This is a genomic window from Streptomyces sp. VNUA24 (assembly GCF_029167005.1).
Taxonomy (GTDB): domain Bacteria; phylum Actinomycetota; class Actinomycetes; order Streptomycetales; family Streptomycetaceae; genus Streptomyces; species Streptomyces scabiei.
In genome coordinates, this window is sequence record NZ_CP119143.1 from 4,670,338 (window position 1) to 4,686,122 (window position 15,785).

General features: G+C 67.9%; 21 protein-coding genes. 3 read left to right on the forward strand and 18 right to left on the reverse strand.

Annotated elements, in window-relative coordinates; translation table 11 throughout:
* Nucleotides 1–70: 70 nt before the first annotated feature.
* Nucleotides 71–289, reverse strand: coding sequence for a hypothetical protein (locus PYR72_RS19630; RefSeq protein ID WP_275456551.1), 219 nt, complete (start codon nucleotides 287–289; stop codon nucleotides 71–73).
* A 231-nt stretch (nucleotides 290–520) separates the two neighbouring features.
* On the opposite strand from PYR72_RS19630, the gene coaA reads away from it, so the two are divergent.
* Entirely contained in the window at nucleotides 521–1,510 is a 990-nt protein-coding gene (gene coaA / locus PYR72_RS19635) for a type I pantothenate kinase (protein WP_059079044.1), read from the forward strand.
* A 28-nt stretch (nucleotides 1,511–1,538) separates the two neighbouring features.
* Complete coding sequence (locus tag PYR72_RS19640; protein ID WP_275456552.1) at nucleotides 1,539–2,471, forward strand: DUF389 domain-containing protein; 933 nt, start codon at nucleotides 1,539–1,541, stop codon at nucleotides 2,469–2,471.
* 162 nt (nucleotides 2,472–2,633) lie between these two features.
* Here the strand turns inward: PYR72_RS19640 and glmM are convergent, their stop codons facing one another.
* The 3 genes from glmM to rplM all read right to left on the reverse strand — a co-directional run bounded on the left by glmM (nucleotide 2,634) and on the right by rplM (nucleotide 5,237).
* Nucleotides 2,634–3,992, reverse strand: coding sequence for a phosphoglucosamine mutase (gene glmM, locus PYR72_RS19645; protein ID WP_275456553.1), 1,359 nt, complete (start codon nucleotides 3,990–3,992; stop codon nucleotides 2,634–2,636).
* Nucleotides 3,993–4,226: 234 nt separating this feature from the next.
* Nucleotides 4,227–4,754 (reverse strand): 30S ribosomal protein S9, encoded by a 528-nt coding sequence (gene rpsI, locus PYR72_RS19650; RefSeq protein WP_059079046.1) that lies wholly within the window; start codon nucleotides 4,752–4,754, stop codon nucleotides 4,227–4,229.
* Between the two features lie 39 nt (nucleotides 4,755–4,793).
* Nucleotides 4,794–5,237, reverse strand: a complete 444-nt coding sequence (rplM, locus tag PYR72_RS19655) for a 50S ribosomal protein L13 (protein ID WP_275456554.1) — start codon at nucleotides 5,235–5,237, stop codon at nucleotides 4,794–4,796.
* 303 nt (nucleotides 5,238–5,540) lie between these two features.
* Between rplM and PYR72_RS19660 the strand changes: the two genes are divergently transcribed.
* Complete coding sequence (locus PYR72_RS19660) at nucleotides 5,541–6,422, forward strand: hypothetical protein (RefSeq protein WP_275456555.1); 882 nt, start codon at nucleotides 5,541–5,543, stop codon at nucleotides 6,420–6,422.
* A gap of 25 nt (nucleotides 6,423–6,447) precedes the next feature.
* On the opposite strand, the gene truA is transcribed toward PYR72_RS19660, so the two are convergent.
* The 14 genes from truA to rplR form a co-directional block, all read right to left on the reverse strand.
* The gene (gene truA / locus PYR72_RS19665; RefSeq protein WP_275456556.1) at nucleotides 6,448–7,311 is read right to left on the reverse strand and encodes a tRNA pseudouridine(38-40) synthase TruA; all 864 of its coding nucleotides are present in this window, start codon (nucleotides 7,309–7,311) and stop codon (nucleotides 6,448–6,450) included.
* 148 nt (nucleotides 7,312–7,459) lie between these two features.
* Nucleotides 7,460–7,966, reverse strand: coding sequence for a 50S ribosomal protein L17 (gene rplQ, locus PYR72_RS19670; RefSeq protein WP_275456557.1), 507 nt, complete (start codon nucleotides 7,964–7,966; stop codon nucleotides 7,460–7,462).
* 173 nt (nucleotides 7,967–8,139) lie between these two features.
* The gene (locus PYR72_RS19675; protein ID WP_003966937.1) at nucleotides 8,140–9,162 is read right to left on the reverse strand and encodes a DNA-directed RNA polymerase subunit alpha; all 1,023 of its coding nucleotides are present in this window, start codon (nucleotides 9,160–9,162) and stop codon (nucleotides 8,140–8,142) included.
* A 134-nt stretch (nucleotides 9,163–9,296) separates the two neighbouring features.
* Nucleotides 9,297–9,701, reverse strand: coding sequence for a 30S ribosomal protein S11 (gene rpsK / locus PYR72_RS19680; protein WP_003956432.1), 405 nt, complete (start codon nucleotides 9,699–9,701; stop codon nucleotides 9,297–9,299).
* Nucleotides 9,702–9,771: 70 nt separating this feature from the next.
* Entirely contained in the window at nucleotides 9,772–10,152 is a 381-nt protein-coding gene (gene rpsM, locus PYR72_RS19685) for a 30S ribosomal protein S13 (protein WP_030788235.1), read from the reverse strand.
* A 210-nt stretch (nucleotides 10,153–10,362) separates the two neighbouring features.
* Entirely contained in the window at nucleotides 10,363–10,476 is a 114-nt protein-coding gene (rpmJ, locus tag PYR72_RS19690) for a 50S ribosomal protein L36 (RefSeq protein ID WP_003998809.1), read from the reverse strand.
* Between the two features lie 73 nt (nucleotides 10,477–10,549).
* The gene (gene infA, locus PYR72_RS19695) at nucleotides 10,550–10,771 is read right to left on the reverse strand and encodes a translation initiation factor IF-1 (RefSeq protein WP_003948620.1); all 222 of its coding nucleotides are present in this window, start codon (nucleotides 10,769–10,771) and stop codon (nucleotides 10,550–10,552) included.
* A gap of 177 nt (nucleotides 10,772–10,948) precedes the next feature.
* The gene (gene map / locus PYR72_RS19700) at nucleotides 10,949–11,785 is read right to left on the reverse strand and encodes a type I methionyl aminopeptidase (RefSeq protein WP_275456558.1); all 837 of its coding nucleotides are present in this window, start codon (nucleotides 11,783–11,785) and stop codon (nucleotides 10,949–10,951) included.
* Between the two features lie 113 nt (nucleotides 11,786–11,898).
* On the reverse strand, nucleotides 11,899–12,561 hold the full coding sequence (locus tag PYR72_RS19705) for an adenylate kinase (RefSeq protein ID WP_046916495.1): 663 nt from the start codon (nucleotides 12,559–12,561) through the stop codon (nucleotides 11,899–11,901).
* Nucleotides 12,561–13,874 (reverse strand): preprotein translocase subunit SecY, encoded by a 1,314-nt coding sequence (gene secY / locus PYR72_RS19710; RefSeq protein ID WP_275456559.1) that lies wholly within the window; start codon nucleotides 13,872–13,874, stop codon nucleotides 12,561–12,563. Before secY ends, PYR72_RS19705 begins: the two co-directional genes overlap by 1 nt.
* Before the next feature lie 242 nt (nucleotides 13,875–14,116).
* Nucleotides 14,117–14,572, reverse strand: a complete 456-nt coding sequence (gene rplO / locus PYR72_RS19715; protein WP_059079051.1) for a 50S ribosomal protein L15 — start codon at nucleotides 14,570–14,572, stop codon at nucleotides 14,117–14,119.
* 2 nt (nucleotides 14,573–14,574) lie between these two features.
* Nucleotides 14,575–14,754, reverse strand: coding sequence for a 50S ribosomal protein L30 (rpmD, locus tag PYR72_RS19720; protein WP_275456560.1), 180 nt, complete (start codon nucleotides 14,752–14,754; stop codon nucleotides 14,575–14,577).
* Between the two features lie 2 nt (nucleotides 14,755–14,756).
* Nucleotides 14,757–15,362 (reverse strand): 30S ribosomal protein S5, encoded by a 606-nt coding sequence (gene rpsE, locus PYR72_RS19725; protein ID WP_009190144.1) that lies wholly within the window; start codon nucleotides 15,360–15,362, stop codon nucleotides 14,757–14,759.
* A gap of 39 nt (nucleotides 15,363–15,401) precedes the next feature.
* The gene (gene rplR, locus PYR72_RS19730) at nucleotides 15,402–15,785 is read right to left on the reverse strand and encodes a 50S ribosomal protein L18 (RefSeq protein ID WP_005481210.1); all 384 of its coding nucleotides are present in this window, start codon (nucleotides 15,783–15,785) and stop codon (nucleotides 15,402–15,404) included.

The window sequence follows — 15,785 nt, forward strand, 5'->3', positions numbered from 1 at the left end:
CCCCGACCGACCACCCGCCCCACGACCGGTCCGCGCCCCGACCGGCCCGCCCCACGACCGGCTCAGCCCTTCAACTCCCCTCCTCGATCCGCTCGATCGCCTCCCGCACCATCCCCAGGTACTCGGCCTCCTCGCACCGGGGCTTGCTCCCCATCCGGTACATGTCCATCGCGTCGGAGAGACACTCGCCCAGATCCTCGTCCGGCAGATCCACCGAGAGCTCGCTGCACACCTGCCCGGCCAGCTCCGCGTCACCGCGGCCGGCCCTCCGCCGAACGGCGTCCCGCATCCGCAGAGGTACACCAAAAGGCATCAGACAACCTCGATTCCCCCGGGCTCACAGCCCGGGGTCGGCCGGAAGGCGGCTCCCTCCCGGCGGCCCGGACGCTAGTCCCACCCCCACCCCAGGTCCATACCTTCGTCACTTTTCACCCACAGTGAGAGGTGGATGCTCTACCGTGCCCCCCGGCGTGACGGACCCCACCCCGTCACCCTGTTCAAACTCCGTTAACAATGGACTGTGATCTCACCGGTCTCCTCGTTGCCGCGGAGCGCCCACCGGCCCAGGCCGGAGGCGACTCCCTACGTCGACCTCACCCGAGCCGAGTGGAGCGCGCTGCGCGAAAAGACGCCGCTCCCCCTCAACGCCGAGGAGGTCGAAAAGCTGCGCGGCCTGGGCGATGTCATCGACCTCGACGAGGTCCGGGACATCTATCTGCCGCTGTCCCGGCTCCTCAACCTCTACATCGGCGCCACCGACGGCCTGCGCGGTGCCCTCAACACCTTCCTGGGCGAGCAGGGCTCCCAGTCGGGCACCCCGTTCGTCATAGGCGTCGCCGGTTCCGTGGCCGTCGGCAAGTCCACCGTCGCCCGTCTCCTCCAGGCCCTCCTCGCCCGCTGGCCCGAACACCCACGCGTGGAGCTGGTCACCACCGACGGCTTCCTGCTCCCCATGAAGGACCTCCAGGAACGCGGCCTGGTCTCCCGCAAGGGCTTCCCCGAGTCCTACGACCGCCGGGCCCTGACCCGTTTCGTCGCCGACATCAAGGCCGGCAAGGACGAGGTGACGGCCCCCGTCTACTCCCACCTCATCTACGACATCGTCCCCGACCAGCGGCTCACGGTCCGCCGCCCCGACATCCTCATCGTCGAGGGGCTGAACGTCCTGCAGCCCGCCCTGCCCGGCAGCGACGGCCGCACCCGCGTCGGCCTCGCCGACTACTTCGACTTCAGCGTGTACGTCGACGCCGGCGCCGACGACATCGAGCGCTGGTACCTCAACCGCTTCAAGAAGCTCCGCCAGACCGCCTTCCAGAAGCCCGACTCCTACTTCCGCAAGTACACCCAGGTCTCCGAGGACGACGCCCTCGACTACGCCCGCACCCTCTGGCGCACCATCAACAAGCCCAACCTGGTGGAGAACATCGCCCCCACCCGGGGCCGCGCCACCCTCATCATCCGCAAGGGCGCCGACCACAAGGTCCGCCGCCTCAGCCTCCGCAAGCTGTAGCCCGACGGGGCCCGGCTACCCTGCGGGCATGCTGCATCTGCGCCTGATCACCCCGTCCGGCCGGACCGAGGAGGTGGTGCGCCTGATCGAGGACACGGTCGGCACCACCCACCTCGTCGTCATGACGGGTGCCGCCCGCGACCCCGCTGGCGACGTCGTGATGTGCGACGTGGCACGCGAGGCGGGCGACGAACTGATCGGCGCGCTGCGGGCGCTGGACCTCGACAGGACCGGCTCCATCGCCGTGGAGAACATCGACCTGTCCCTCTCCGAGCGGGCCGACCGGGCGGAGAAGGACGCGCCCGGCGAGGGCGCGGACGCGGTCCTGTGGGAGCACCTGACGGACGCCACCCACGAGGAGTCGACGCTCTCCGTCACCTACGTCGCCTTCATCACGCTCGCCACGATGATCGCGGCCTGCGGTGTGGTCCTGGACAACGCGGTCCTGATCGTGGGCGCGATGGCCGTCGGCCCCGAGTTCGGCCCGCTGGCCGGTATCAGCACGTCCATCGTGCAACGCCACCCGCGCCTGGCCCTGCGCTCCCTGATCGCGCTCCTCGTGGGCTTCGCGGCGGCCATGGCGGTGACGGTCGCCTTCAGCCTCTTCATGGACGCGCTCGGCTACTTCACCGAGGCCAAACTGGAGGCGGACCGCCCCAACACGGCCTTCGTCTACGCCCCCGACGCCTTCTCGTTCATCGTGGCGGTCCTGGCCGGCATCGCCGGTACCCTCTCCCTCACCTCGGCGAAGTCCGGGGCTCTGGTGGGCGTGGCCATCTCGGTCACCACGGTCCCGGCGGCCGCGAACGCGGCGGTGGCCCTGGCCTACGGCGACATGAAACAGACGGCCGGCTCGACGGAGCAACTGCTCCTGAACCTCCTGGGCATCATCCTGGCGGGCACCCTGACCCTGCTGCTCCAGAAGTGGCTGTGGTCCAAAACCCGTCAGCCGGCGAACTGAGGAGCAGGGGGGCGCATCCCCCGCGCTTCAGGGGCGCGGGGGTCTGAAACGCAAGGGGCGCAGCCCCAGCGTTTCAGGGGCGCGGGGAACTGCGCGACCAGCCCCCACGCACCCGCAGCCCGCAACGAACCGCACCCCACGCCCCTACCCGGCACGCAAGAACTACCCGAGCGCCGACTTCACCACGTCAGCGAGCCGCCCCGCGACAGAACGCGCCTGCTCGATGTCGGCCGCCTCCACCATCACCCGAACCAACGGCTCGGTCCCGGAAGGCCGCAGCAACACCCGCCCGGTGGAACCCAGTTCCCCCTCGGCCTCGGCAACCGCCGCCGCCAGCTCCGCCGACGTGGACACCCGCGACCGGTCCACGTCCGGCACATTGACGAGCACCTGCGGCAGCCGCTCCATCACGCCCGCGAGCTCCCGCAGCGTACGCCCGGTCTGCGCGACCCGGGCCGCCAGCAGCAGCCCGGTCAGCGTGCCGTCCCCCGTGGTCGCGTGGTCGGAGATGATCACGTGCCCGGACTGCTCGCCCCCGAGCGCGTACCCGTGCTCCTTCATCTCCTCCAGCACATAGCGGTCCCCGACCGCGGCCTGCACGAGCCGCAGCCCCTCCCGCTCCAGCGCCAGCTTGAAGCCGAGGTTGGACATCACGGTCGCGACCACGGTGTCCGAGCGGAGCTCCCCCCGCTCCCGCATGGCCAGCGCGAGCACCGCGAGGATCTGGTCCCCGTCGACCTCGTCGCCCTGGTGGTCCACGGCGAGGCACCGGTCCGCGTCCCCGTCGTGCGCGATGCCGAGATGTGCCCCGTGCTCGACGACGGCCGCCCGCAGCTTCCCGAGGTGCGTCGACCCGCACCCGTCGTTGATGTTGAGCCCGTCCGGCTCGGCCCCGATGGTGACGATCTCGGCACCGGCCCGGGTGAACACCTCCGGCGAGACCCCGGCCGCGGCGCCGTGCGCCTCGTCGAGGACGATCTTCAGGCCGTCCAGGCGGTTGGGGAGCGCGGCCAGCAGATGCGCGACGTACCGCTCGAAGCCCTCGTCGTACGACCGGACGCGCCCGACCCCGGCGCCCGTGGGCCGGTCCCAGGGCGCCCCGGTGCGGTGCTCCTCGTACACGCCCTCGATGCGGTTCTCCAGGTCGTCGGCGAGTTTGTGGCCGCCGCGGGCGAAGAACTTGATGCCGTTGTCGGGCATGGCGTTGTGGCTGGCGGAGAGCATCACGCCGAGGTCGGCGCCCAGCTCCCCGGTGAGGAAGGCCACGGCGGGCGTGGGCAGCACACCGACGCGGAGCACGTCGACGCCCGCGCTGGCGAGGCCGGCCACGACGGCCGCCTCCAGGAACTCTCCGGACGCCCGCGGATCCCGTCCGACCACCGCCACCGGCTTGTGGCCCTCGAACGTTCCCGCCTCGGCGAGTACGTGTGCCGCCGCGACGGAGAGTCCGAGCGCGAGCTCGGCCGTCAGATCCGCGTTGGCGACACCGCGCACGCCGTCCGTGCCGAAGAGTCGTCCCACAGTGGTGTCCTCCGAATTGCTGAGAATGTGCGGCTCGTACCGGGTGTCCACCGAGTGTCCCTCTCGTCCCGGGACCCAGTACATCCCCTGAGACTGTCCTCCCCCTTTCGGGGTTGTACCGACAGTCTGCGTGTACGTCTGCGATGAACCGTCAACCCTGCTACGCAAACCGCCCCGGCGGCACAGGGAGTGTGCCACCGGGGCGAAGCGAGCGGTGCGGCGAAGCGCCGGGATTTAGCGCTTGCTGTACTGCGGGGCCTTGCGGGCCTTCTTCAGACCGGCCTTCTTGCGCTCGACCGCACGGTCGTCGCGGCGGAGGAAGCCGGCCTTCTTGAGGGCGCCACGGTTGTTGTCGACGTCGGCCTCGTTCAGCGCGCGGGCGACACCGAGACGGAGCGCACCGGCCTGGCCGGAGACACCGCCACCGGAGATGCGGGCGATGACGTCGTAACGGCCTTCGAGCTCCAGGACCTTGAAGGGCTCGTTGACTTCCTGCTGGTGCACCTTGTTGGGGAAGTAGTCCTCAAGGGTGCGACCGTTGATCTTCCACTTGCCGGAGCCCGGGACGATCCGGACGCGGGCGATGGCGTTCTTGCGACGGCCCAGGCCGGCGGCCGGCTGCGGGTCGCCGAAGCGGCCGGCGAGCGACTCCGAGGTGTACTCACCCTCGACGGGGACCTCGGACTCGGTGGTGTAGCTCTCGATGTCGACGAGCTCGGTCTCGGTCTCTTCGACCGGCTGCTCAACGGTGGTCTCGGCCACGGTTCTCCTCAGATTCTTTTCTGTTTGGGGTGGCCGGAACTACTGCGCGACCTGGGTGATCTCGAACGGCACCGGCTGCTGGGCAGCGTGCGGGTGCTGGTCGCCCGAGTAGACCTTCAGCTTGCTGATCATCTGACGGCCCAGGGAGTTCTTGGGGATCATGCCCTTGATGGCCTTCTCGACGGCCTTCTCGGGGTTCTTCTCCAGCAGCTCGTCGTAACGGACGGAGCGCAGACCACCCGGGTAGCCGGAGTGGCGGTACGCCAGCTTCTGGGTCTTCTTGTTGCCGGACAGGTGAACCTTGTCGGCGTTGATGATGATGACGAAGTCGCCCATGTCCATGTGCGGGGCATAGGTCGGCTTGTGCTTGCCGCGGAGGAGGTTCGCGGCAGTGGTAGCCAGACGGCCCAGGACGACGTCCTGAGCGTCAATGACGTGCCACTGGCGAGTCACATCGCCGGGCTTAGGGCTGTACGTACGCACTTCGCAGCCTTCTTCTTCAGTGGATGGGTGCTGACACATGGCATCACTGAAGCGATCGTGCAGCTGGGGACGACAGTGCCGGGAACGATGCCCGTATGCCGCCCACTGGTAACTGCTCCAGGGAACCTACGTAGCGGCTTCGCGCCTGAGAACGGCCGAGCCAATACGCATAACAAGCGGCAAGCGTACTCGCGCTGCCCCGGACGGGTCAAAACGGCCCCGGCCACGCCTCTGACCTCCGAGGGAAGAAGGGCACACCCGTAACCGGGTGAGGCATGCCTTCGTCCGTCTAAACTGCGGCCCATGAGCTTTGGGCAGGGGGGGTCTCAGTGGAGCCCCGGGGGTTCCCACAATCCGTGGGACAATCAGTGGGGTTCCACCAATAACCGGACCCCGGACTGGGCGTCACTCGCCGAGCAGTCCGAAACACGCAACAGGCGCCGCAGACTCCTGCTGATCGTCGGCGGCGCCCTCGCCACGGTCGGCATAGGCGTCGCCGTGGCCGTCGCCGTCGTCAACACCGACAGCGGCAACACCACGGCGAACGGCCCGAACAGTCTGCCGACCGCCGGGGACATCCCGAGCGCCAGCGCCAAGGCCGACCCGTCCTTCGCGCCGACCTCGGCGCCGCCGCCGCTGGACCCGAAGGAGTTCATCTCCAGCTCGGGCAAGGACAAGGCGCCGATCAGCCCGAACATCCTCTTCCCGGGCTCCCAGCTGACCAAGCGCGACGACGTCGTCTACCGCAAGGGCGCCACGGCCTCGACGACGAACTGCGCCTCGGCCGTCCAGGGAACCGTGAGCACCCTCCTGAGCAGCAACGACTGCACCCGCTTCATGCGCGTGACCTACTTCCGGGAGAAGATCGCGGTCACCATCGGCGTCGCCCTGTTCGACACCGAGGCGAAGGCGACCAAGGTCAAGGACGACTGGGACAAGAAGAGCACCATCGTCTCCCTCTCCGGCGAGGGCGTCCCCACCTTCTGCCGCACGACGTTCTGCCGGACGACCCTCAACTCCTACGGCCGCTACGCCTACTTCACCCTGTCCGGCTTCACCGACGGCAAGGACGTCACTGAGAAGGACAAGGCGGTCTTCATCGCCGGCGACGACCTCGCCCGGTCCACCTTCGAGCAGATCCGCCGCCGGGGCGAGACCCAGGCGGCCGCCGCCGCGGAGGGATAGCGGCCCCCGCCCGGCCGTCCCGGGGTCAGCAGCAGCCGGCCCCGGGTGCCCCCGGCAGCGTCCGCCGGTTCCGCGCCTCCCTGCTCCGCGCGGCCAGCTGCTCGTCCGCCGGATAGCCGACCTCCTCCAGCGTCAGCCCGTGCGGCCGTACGACGTGCACCGCGGAGTCCCGCACCCCCGCGGCCAGCACCTTCCCCGGCCAGTCGGCGCCCCGGTGCCCGTCCCCCACGAACAGCAGCGCCCCGATCAGCGAGCGCACCATGTTGTGGCAGAAGGCGTCGGCCCGCACGGTCGCGGTGATGATCCCGTCGTCCCCCCGCACCAGGCTCAGCTCCTGGAGCGTACGGATGGTGGTGGCGCCCTCGCGCCGCTTGCAGTAGGCGGCGAAGTCGTGCTCGCCCAGCAGCAGCCGGGCCGCCTCGTTCATCGCGTCCACGTCGAGCGGCCAGTCGTGCCACAGCACGTGGCCGCGCAGCAACGGATCGACACCGCCGGGATTGTCGGTGACCCGGTAGGCGTACCGGCGCCAGATCGCCGAGAACCGCGCGTTGAAGCCGCTGGGCGCCTCTCTGAGGGCCCAGACCCGTACGTCCCTCGGCAGGCGCCCCGCGAGCCGCTTCAACAGCTTCTCGTGGTGCTCACGCCAGACCGCCTCCGGCAGGTCCACGTGCGCCACCTGCCCGCGCGCGTGCACCCCGGCATCGGTCCGCCCGGCCACGGTCAGCTCGTACGTCTCCCCGGACCGCGTCACGGTCCGCAGCGCGTCCTCGATCTCCCCCTGGACGGTCCGCCGCCCCCCGGCCTGCTTGGCCCACCCGGAGAACTCACTCCCGTCGTACGACAGGTCCAGCCGAACACGCACATGACCCGGCGCCGCTTCATCACTCACACGAAGATCCTCTCAGCTACAAAAAAGCGGGCCCGCTCCCGTAACGGGAACGGACCCACTCAGACGCGCCCCGTCTTCCAGGGGCGCGGGGAACTGCGCGATCAACCACGGCGAACCCGCGGCCGACAACGCAGCCCCCGCAGAACGCTTACGCGTCCTTGGACTCCTCGGCAGCCTCGTCCGCGCTGTCGTCGGCCTTGGTGGTGTCCACCGTGGCCTCGGCGGCAGGCGCCTCCGCGTCCTTGGCGGCACGCTTGGTGGCGGCCTCGGCCTCACCGGTGGCCTGCTGCGCGACCGTCAGCGCCTCGACCAGCTCGATGACGGCCATGGGCGCGTTGTCGCCACGGCGGTTACCGATCTTGGTGATACGGGTGTAGCCACCCGGACGGTTCTCGTACCGCGGGCCGATCTCGGTGAAGAGCGTGTGCACGACGCTCTTGTCCGTGATGACCTGGAGCACCTGACGGCGGTTGTGAAGGTCGCCCTTCTTGCCCTTGGTGATCAGACGCTCGGCGTACGGCCGCAGACGGCGGGCCTTCGCCTCGGTGGTGGTGATGCGGCCGTGCTCGAAGAGGCTCTTCGCGAGGTTCGCGAGAAGCAGCTTCTCGTGCGCGGCACTGCCGCCCAGACGGGCACCCTTGGTGGGCTTCGGCATGGTGTTTCTCCTAGGTGTCTGCCCCGGCCGTATCAGGTACCGGGGTCAGTATCTGAGCAGGCGGTCGCCCGTCAGAGATCCAGGCCCCCGAAGGGGCCTGGAAGGGGCGCGGGGAACTGCGCGACAAGCCACAGCGCACCCGCACCCGAGTACGGACCGGATGGCCCGAGCTCTTAGTACTGCTCGGTCTCCACGAAGCCCGCGTCCGCGTCGTCGTCCGCACCGAAGGCGTCCGCGGCAGCGGTCGGGTCGAACCCGGGAGGCGAGTCCTTGAGCGCCAGGCCCATGCCCGCCAGCTTCGCCTTGACCTCGTCGATCGACTTCGCACCGAAGTTGCGGATGTCGAGCAGGTCGGCCTCGGAGCGCGCGACCAGCTCACCCACGGAGTGGATGCCCTCACGCTTGAGGCAGTTGTACGACCGAACGGTGAGCTCCAGCTCCTCGATCGGCAGCGCCAGATCGGCGGCGAGCGCGGCGTCCGTCGGGGACGGACCCATGTCGATGCCCTCGGCGTCGATGTTCAGCTCACGGGCCAGACCGAACAGCTCGACCAGGGTCTTACCGGCCGACGCCATGGCGTCACGGGGACGCATGGCCTGCTTGGTCTCGACGTCGACGATCAGCTTGTCGAAGTCGGTGCGCTGCTCGACACGCGTGGCCTCGACCTTGTACGTGACCTTGAGAACCGGCGAGTAGATCGAGTCGACCGGGATACGGCCGATCTCCTGGCCCACCTGCTTGTTCTGCACGGCGGAGACGTAACCGCGGCCGCGCTCGACCGTCAGCTCCATCTCCAGCTTGCCCTTGCCGTTGAGCGTGGCGAGGACGAGGTCGGGGTTGTGCACCTCGACACCGGCCGGGGGCGCGATGTCGGCGGCGGTGACCAGACCCGGGCCCTGCTTGCGCAGGTACATCACGACCGGCTCGTCGTGCTCCGAGGAGACGACCAGCTGCTTGATGTTGAGGATCAGGTCGGTGACGTCCTCCTTGACGCCCGGCACGGTGGTGAACTCGTGCAGGACACCGTCGATCCGGATGCTGGTGACAGCCGCACCGGGGATCGACGACAGGAGCGTACGACGGAGGCTGTTGCCGAGGGTGTAGCCGAAGCCCGGCTCCAGCGGCTCGATCACGAACCGGGAGCGGAATTCGTCGACGACCTCTTCGGTCAACGAGGGACGCTGAGCGATCAGCATGTGGTGATCCTTCTGTCAGGGGCGCCCACTATTTGACGCCCTTGAGAACTACAAGGGTACGGGCGATATGGCCCCGAAGAGCCATACCGCCCGAAAACCTCAGACCAAGCAGTCCGTGTGTCCGACCCGGAGGGTCAGACGCGGCGGCGCTTGGGGGGACGGCAGCCGTTGTGCGGGGTGGGCGTGACGTCCTGGATGGAGCCGACCTCGAGACCGGTCGCCTGCAGCGAACGGATGGCCGTCTCACGACCCGAGCCCGGGCCCTTGACGAACACGTCGACCTTGCGCATGCCGTGCTCCTGCGCGCGACGGGCGGCCGACTCGGCGGCCATCTGCGCGGCGAACGGCGTGGACTTCCGGGAGCCCTTGAAGCCGACGTGGCCGGCGGAGGCCCAGGAGATCACGTTGCCCGAGGGGTCCGTGATGGAGACGATCGTGTTGTTGAACGTGCTCTTGATGTGCGCGTGGCCGTGAGCGACGTTCTTCTTTTCCTTGCGGCGCACCTTCTTGGCAGCGCCCTGACGACCCTTGGGGGGCATCTACAAACTCCTACGGGGAGGTGGTCGGTCCTACAGCGAAGACCGCTGATGAAGCGTTGTCCGCTGAGGACTACTTCTTGCCCGGCTTCTTCTTACCGGCGATGGCGCGACGCGGGCCCTTGCGGGTGCGGGCGTTGGTGCTGGTGCGCTGACCGCGGACGGGCAGACCACGACGGTGACGGAGACCCTGGTAGCAGCCGATCTCCACCTTGCGGCGGATGTCGGCCTGGATCTCGCGACGGAGGTCACCCTCGGTCTTGATGTTGTTGTCCACGTACTCGCGGATCGCGACGAGCTGCTCCTCGGAGAGGTCGCGAACGCGGGTGTTCGGGTCGACGCCGGTCGCTGCCAGCGTCTCCTGGGAGAGGGTCCGGCCGATGCCGAACACGTAGGTGAGGGCGACCTCCACACGCTTGTCGCGCGGGATGTCAACACCGGAAACGCGTGCCATTCAATGGCTCCTGGTGATTGTCGGAGGTCTTCCACAGAACCGGGCCCCGGCCGCCGGCCTCCTCTTGTAGGGGAGGAGTAGGTACGGCACGGGTCCCCGGCCTCCGAGCCGGGGGTGTCAGACGCTCAGCGCGCCTGGGTCCTGCGTATGAACATATTCAGCTTGCGTCGCGCGAATCTCTGCGAATAGAGCAGAGGGTTCGGTCGTGCGTCAGCCCTGGCGCTGCTTGTGGCGCGGGTTCTCGCAGATGACCATGACCCGACCGTGACGGCGGATCACCCTGCACTTGTCGCAGATCTTCTTGACGCTCGGCTTGACCTTCATGGGGTGAGGTTCTCCGGGTCAGTGCCACCACCCGCGACCCGACGGATCGGGGCACGGAGAGCGGGGGCAAGATCTACTTGTAGCGGTAGACGATCCGGCCACGCGTCAGGTCGTACGGAGACAGCTCCACCACGACCCGGTCGTCAGGGAGGATACGGATGTAGTGCATACGCATCTTGCCGCTGATGTGTGCCAGGACCTGGTGGCCGTTCTGGAGCTCGACCTTGAACATGGCGTTCGGAAGAGACTCGACGACAGTGCCCTCGATCTCGATGGCACCTTGCTTCTTGGCCACGCTTCGCCCTTCGAATCGACTACCTTGATCGACTCGGTGTAACCGGATGCGGACACACGGAAACACGAGAGCCGACGAGTCAGTCTACGCCAGGGCCTCCAGAAACACGAATTCGGGTAAGGATGCCCAAGGTCGAAGATCCTTATGCCGCACGCCCCGGAAGCGGCGCAGCCGCTCTCAGCCCAGCGGATCCGGAGCCGCGACGATCCCGTACTCGGCCAGCTTCGCCTTACCGCCGTCGGGAGCCGTCAGCACCAGCGGCCCCGCCTCCGTCAGCGCGACAGAGTGCTCCCAGTGCGAGGACCAGGTCCCGTCCGTGCTCACGACGGTCCAGTCGTCCGAGAGGACCTCGGTCTTCGGGGTGCCCAGGGACACCATCGGCTCGATCGCCAGGCAGAACCCGGGGACGAGCTTGGGCCCCTTCCCGCGCCGCCGCTCGACGTAGTTCAGCAGATGCGGGTCCATGTGCATCTCGGTGCCGATGCCGTGGCCGCCGTAGTCCTCGACGATGCCGTACTTGCCGCCGCCCGGCTTGGGCTGCCGGCGGATGTACGTCTCGATGGCCCGGGAGACGTCCACCAGCCGGTTGCCCACCTTCATGGCCGCGATCCCGGCCCACATGGACTCCTCGGTCACCCGGGACAGCTCGATCAGCTCCGGGGAGTGACCGGAACCCACGAACGCGGTGTAGGCCGCGTCACCGTGCCAGCCGTCGACGATGGCGCCGCAGTCGATGGAGATGATGTCGCCGTCCTTCAGGACGACCTCGTCGCTGGGGATCCCGTGGACCACGACCTCGTTCACCGAGGTGCAGATCGTCGCCGGGAAACCGCCGTACCCGAGGAAGTTCGACTTGGCGCCGTGCTCCGCGAGCACCTTGCGGGCCACCTCGTCGAGATCCTTCGTGGAGGCACCCGGCACGGCGGCCTCACGGGTGGCCGCGTGGATGGCTGCGACGACCAGCCCCGCCTCGCGCATCTTGGCGATCTGCTCGGGGCTCTTGATCTGCACCATGGGGGCCTGCGCTCTCCGTCTTCCGCGAATGTCGAAACTCTGGGTCGTGCCTACACAACAGTACGGCCGCGACGCCCCTCACGGGCACCGCGGCCGACGTACCGTCCGACGGCCTACTGGCCGTCGTCCTCACGCTTGAGCGCTTCCATGGCGCGCTGGGTGACGTCCTCCACCGGACCGAGCGCCGTGATCGTCACCACGAGGCCCTGGGCCTTGTAGTAGTCGATGATCGGCTCGGTCTGCGTGTGGTAGACCTCCAGGCGCTTGCGGACGGTCTCCTCGGAGTCGTCGTCCCGCTGGTACAGCTCGCCGCCGCAGACGTCGCAGACGCCGTCCTGCTTGGGCTTCTTGTACGTGACGTGGAAGACGTGGGCGGAGTCGTTGCGGCAGATGCGCCGGCCGGCGATCCGCTTGACGACCTCCTCCTCGGGGACCTCCAGGTCCAGCACGGCGTCCAGGTTCATGGACTCGTCCTGGAGCGTCACGTCGAGCGCCTCGGCCTGCGAGACGTTGCGCGGGAAGCCGTCGAGCAGGAAGCCGTTCACGGCGTCCGGCTGCTCCATCCGGTCCTTCGCCATGGCGATGGTGACCTCGTCCGGCACCAGCTCGCCCTTGTCCATGTAGGACTTCGCGAGCTTGCCCAGCTCCGTCTGCTTGCTGATGTTGGCCCGGAACAGGTCGCCCGTGGAGATGTGCGGGATCGACAGGTTCCTGGCCAGGAACGCGGCCTGCGTTCCCTTACCCGCACCAGGCGGCCCGACGAGGACGATTCGCATCAGCGGAGGAACCCTTCGTAATTGCGCTGCTGGAGCTGGCTCTCGATCTGCTTCACGGTCTCCAGACCCACACCCACGATGATCAGGATGCTGGTACCGCCGAACGGGAAGTTCTGGTTTGCCCCGAGGGGTGCCAACGCCATTGTCGGCACGAGAGCGATCAGACCCAGGTACAGCGAACCCGGCCAGGTGATCCGGTTGAGTACGTAGCTCAGGTACTCAGCGGTCGGTCGGCCAGCCCGGATGCCCGGGATGAAGCCACCATACTTCTTCATGTTGTCCGCGACTTCCTCGGGGTTGAACGAGATGGCCACGTAGAAGAACGCGAAGAAGATGATGAGGAAGAAGTAGACCGTGATGTGCGCCGGAGCCGCGGTGTCCGCGAGGTTCTTCGTGATCCAGGCCGCCCAGCCCGCCGTGGAGTTGGAGAACTGCACCACGAGCGCGGGAATGTAGAGCAGCGACGAGGCGAAGATCACGGGGATGATGCCCGCCTGGTTGACCTTCAGCGGAATGTACGTCGACGTGCCGCCGTAGGAGCGACGGCCGATCATGCGCTTCGCGTACTGGACCGGGATCCGGCGCTGGGCCTGCTCGACGAAGACCACCAGCGCGACCATGACCAGACCGACGGCGATGACGATGCCGAACTCGATCCAGCCGCCCGCCAGGTCGCCCTGCTCCTTGATGGACCAGAGAGCGGACGGGAAGGTGGCGGCGATCGAGATGAACATCAGGATCGACATGCCGTTGCCGATGCCGCGGTCGGTGATCAGCTCACCGAGCCACATGACGACGGCCGTACCGGCGGTCATGGTGACGACCATGGTCAGGGTGGTGAAGATCGAGTCGTCGGGAACGATGGCGTTGGCCTGCGGGCACGTGCTGAACAGCGCGCCGCTGCGGGCGGTGGCGACGAGGCCGGTGCCCTGGAGGACGGCGAGGGCGACCGTCAGGTAACGCGTGTACTGCGTGATCTTCGCCGTACCGGACTGCCCCTCCTTCTTCAGGGCTTCCAGACGCGGGATCACCACGGTCAGCAGCTGCAGAATGATGCTCGCCGTGATGTACGGCATGATGCCGAGCGCGAAGATCGTGATCTGCAGCAGCGCGCCACCGCTGAACATGTTGACCAGCCCGAAGAGACCGGAGTTGCTCTTGGTCTGGTCGATGCAGAACTGGACGGCGGTGTAGTCGACACCCGGGATCGGGATGTGCGTGCCGATCCGGTAGATCACGATGATGCCGAGCGTGAAGAGCAGCTTCTTGCGCAGGTCGGGCGTCTTGAACGCCCGGGCGAACGCGGTGAGCACGGTGCCTCCTGCGACCCCCGCGCTACTGCGTCAAGGGTGACGGTTTTGAGATTCTGATGAGGACGACTTACGTAACGTTTAACTGCCGCGGCGAGTGCCCGGTGAGGGGTCCCCTGTGAAAACGGACAGTGCAGGCCACCTTACCGGCGGGACTGCCTCCCTAGGAACGACCAACCGGGGATACCCCATTTGTGGGGTATCCCCGGTCGGGATCGCTCAAGTCATCGAGACGCCTGATGTGTTCAGACGAGCTCGGTGACGGTACCGCCGGCGGCGGTGATCTTCTCCTTGGCGGAGCCGGAGACGGCGTCGACCGTCACCTGCAGCGCCACGGAGATCTCGCCCTGGCCGAGGACCTTGACGAGGCTGTTCTTGCGGACGGCACCCTTGGCGACCAGGTCGGCAACGGTGACCTCCCCACCCTCGGGGTAGAGGGCGGCGAGCTTGTCCAGGTTCACGACCTGGAACTCCGTCTTGAACGGGTTCTTGAAGCCCTTCAGCTTCGGGAGACGCATGTGGAGGGGCATCTGGCCACCCTCGAAGCGCTCCGGAACCTGGTAGCGGGCCTTCGTGCCCTTGGTACCACGACCGGCCGTCTTACCCTTCGACGCCTCACCACGACCGACACGGGTCTTGGCGGTCTTGGCGCCGGGGGCCGGACGGAGGTTGTGGATCTTCAGCGGGTTGTTCTCCGCCATGATCAGACCTCCTCAACCGTCACGAGGTGGCGGACGGTGTGCACCATGCCGCGGAACTCGGGGCGGTCCTCCTTGACGACCTGCGTGTTGATGCCCTTGAGACCAAGGGAACGCAGGGTGTCACGGTGGTTCTGCTTGCTGCCGATGTAGGACTTGACCTGCGTAATCCTGAGCTGCGCCATGATTACGCACCCGCCCCGGCACGCGCACGGAGAAGAGCCGCGGGGGCGACGTCCTCAAGGGGCAGACCGCGGCGGGCCGCGATCTCCTCGGGACGCTGCAGACCCTTCAGGGCCTCCACGGTCGCGTGCACGATGTTGATGGCGTTGTCGGAGCCGAGCGACTTCGACAGCACGTCGTGGATACCGGCGCACTCGAGCACGGCACGCACCGGACCACCGGCGATAACACCGGTACCGGGGGACGCGGGCTTGAGCAGGACGACGCCGGCAGCCTTCTCACCCTGGATGGGGTGGGGGATGGTGCCCTGGATACGGGGGACCTTGAAGAAGTGCTTCTTGGCCTCCTCCACACCCTTGGCGATGGCGGCCGGCACCTCCTTGGCCTTGCCGTAACCGACACCCACGGTGCCGTCACCGTCGCCCACCACGACCAGCGCGGTGAAGCTGAAGCGACGACCACCCTTCACAACCTTGGCGACGCGGTTGATCGCGACAACGCGCTCAACGTACGCGGTCTTCTCGGCGGCAGCTGCGCCGCCGTCACGGCCCTTCCGGTCCCGCCGCTCGCCGCCACCGGCACCGCCACCGCGGCGCTGGGGTCCAGCCATTGGATTTACCTCTCTCTTTCCGCTAGCTACGCAGCGAGCTCAGAACTTGAGCCCGGCCTCGCGGGCGGCGTCGGCCAGGGCCGCGATGCGACCCGCGTACCGGTTACCACCACGGTCGAACACGACGGCCTCGACACCGGCGGCCTTGGCACGCTCGGCGACCAGGGCGCCGACCTTGCCGGCCTGCGCCGACTTGTCCTCCGACGCGCCACGGATCGAGGAGTCCAGGGTGGACGCCGACGCAAGGGTGTGACCCTTGAGGTCGTCGATCACCTGGGCCACGATGTGGCGGTTCGAGCGGGTCACGACCAGGCGGGGACGCTCAGCCGTACCGTTGACCTTCTTACGGATCCGGATGTGGCGCCGCTTGATGGCTGCACGCTTGTAAGCGTCGCCCTTAGCGATCTTCGTACCGTATGCCAT

What these genes read in the sequence shown, in the direction of transcription:
- PYR72_RS19630 (WP_275456551.1), bottom strand. Translation starts at nt 289, where the DNA reads ATGCGGGACGCCGTTCGGCGGAGGGCCGGCCGCGGTGACGCGGAGCTG.
- PYR72_RS19640 (WP_275456552.1), top strand. Translation starts at nt 1,539, where the DNA reads ATGCTGCATCTGCGCCTGATCACCCCGTCCGGCCGGACCGAGGAGGTG.
- PYR72_RS19660 (WP_275456555.1), top strand. Translation starts at nt 5,541, where the DNA reads ATGAGCTTTGGGCAGGGGGGGTCTCAGTGGAGCCCCGGGGGTTCCCAC.
- rplQ (WP_275456557.1), bottom strand. Translation starts at nt 7,966, where the DNA reads ATGCCGAAGCCCACCAAGGGTGCCCGTCTGGGCGGCAGTGCCGCGCAC.
- PYR72_RS19675 (WP_003966937.1), bottom strand. Translation starts at nt 9,162, where the DNA reads ATGCTGATCGCTCAGCGTCCCTCGTTGACCGAAGAGGTCGTCGACGAA.
- rpsK (WP_003956432.1), bottom strand. Translation starts at nt 9,701, where the DNA reads ATGCCCCCCAAGGGTCGTCAGGGCGCTGCCAAGAAGGTGCGCCGCAAG.
- rpsM (WP_030788235.1), bottom strand. Translation starts at nt 10,152, where the DNA reads ATGGCACGCGTTTCCGGTGTTGACATCCCGCGCGACAAGCGTGTGGAG.
- rpmJ (WP_003998809.1), bottom strand. Translation starts at nt 10,476, where the DNA reads ATGAAGGTCAAGCCGAGCGTCAAGAAGATCTGCGACAAGTGCAGGGTG.
- map (WP_275456558.1), bottom strand. Translation starts at nt 11,785, where the DNA reads ATGGTGCAGATCAAGAGCCCCGAGCAGATCGCCAAGATGCGCGAGGCG.
- PYR72_RS19705 (WP_046916495.1), bottom strand. Translation starts at nt 12,561, where the DNA reads ATGCGAATCGTCCTCGTCGGGCCGCCTGGTGCGGGTAAGGGAACGCAG.
- rplO (WP_059079051.1), bottom strand. Translation starts at nt 14,572, where the DNA reads ATGGCGGAGAACAACCCGCTGAAGATCCACAACCTCCGTCCGGCCCCC.
- rpmD (WP_275456560.1), bottom strand. Translation starts at nt 14,754, where the DNA reads ATGGCGCAGCTCAGGATTACGCAGGTCAAGTCCTACATCGGCAGCAAG.
- rpsE (WP_009190144.1), bottom strand. Translation starts at nt 15,362, where the DNA reads ATGGCTGGACCCCAGCGCCGCGGTGGCGGTGCCGGTGGCGGCGAGCGG.
- rplR (WP_005481210.1), bottom strand. Translation starts at nt 15,785, where the DNA reads ATGGCATACGGTACGAAGATCGCTAAGGGCGACGCTTACAAGCGTGCA.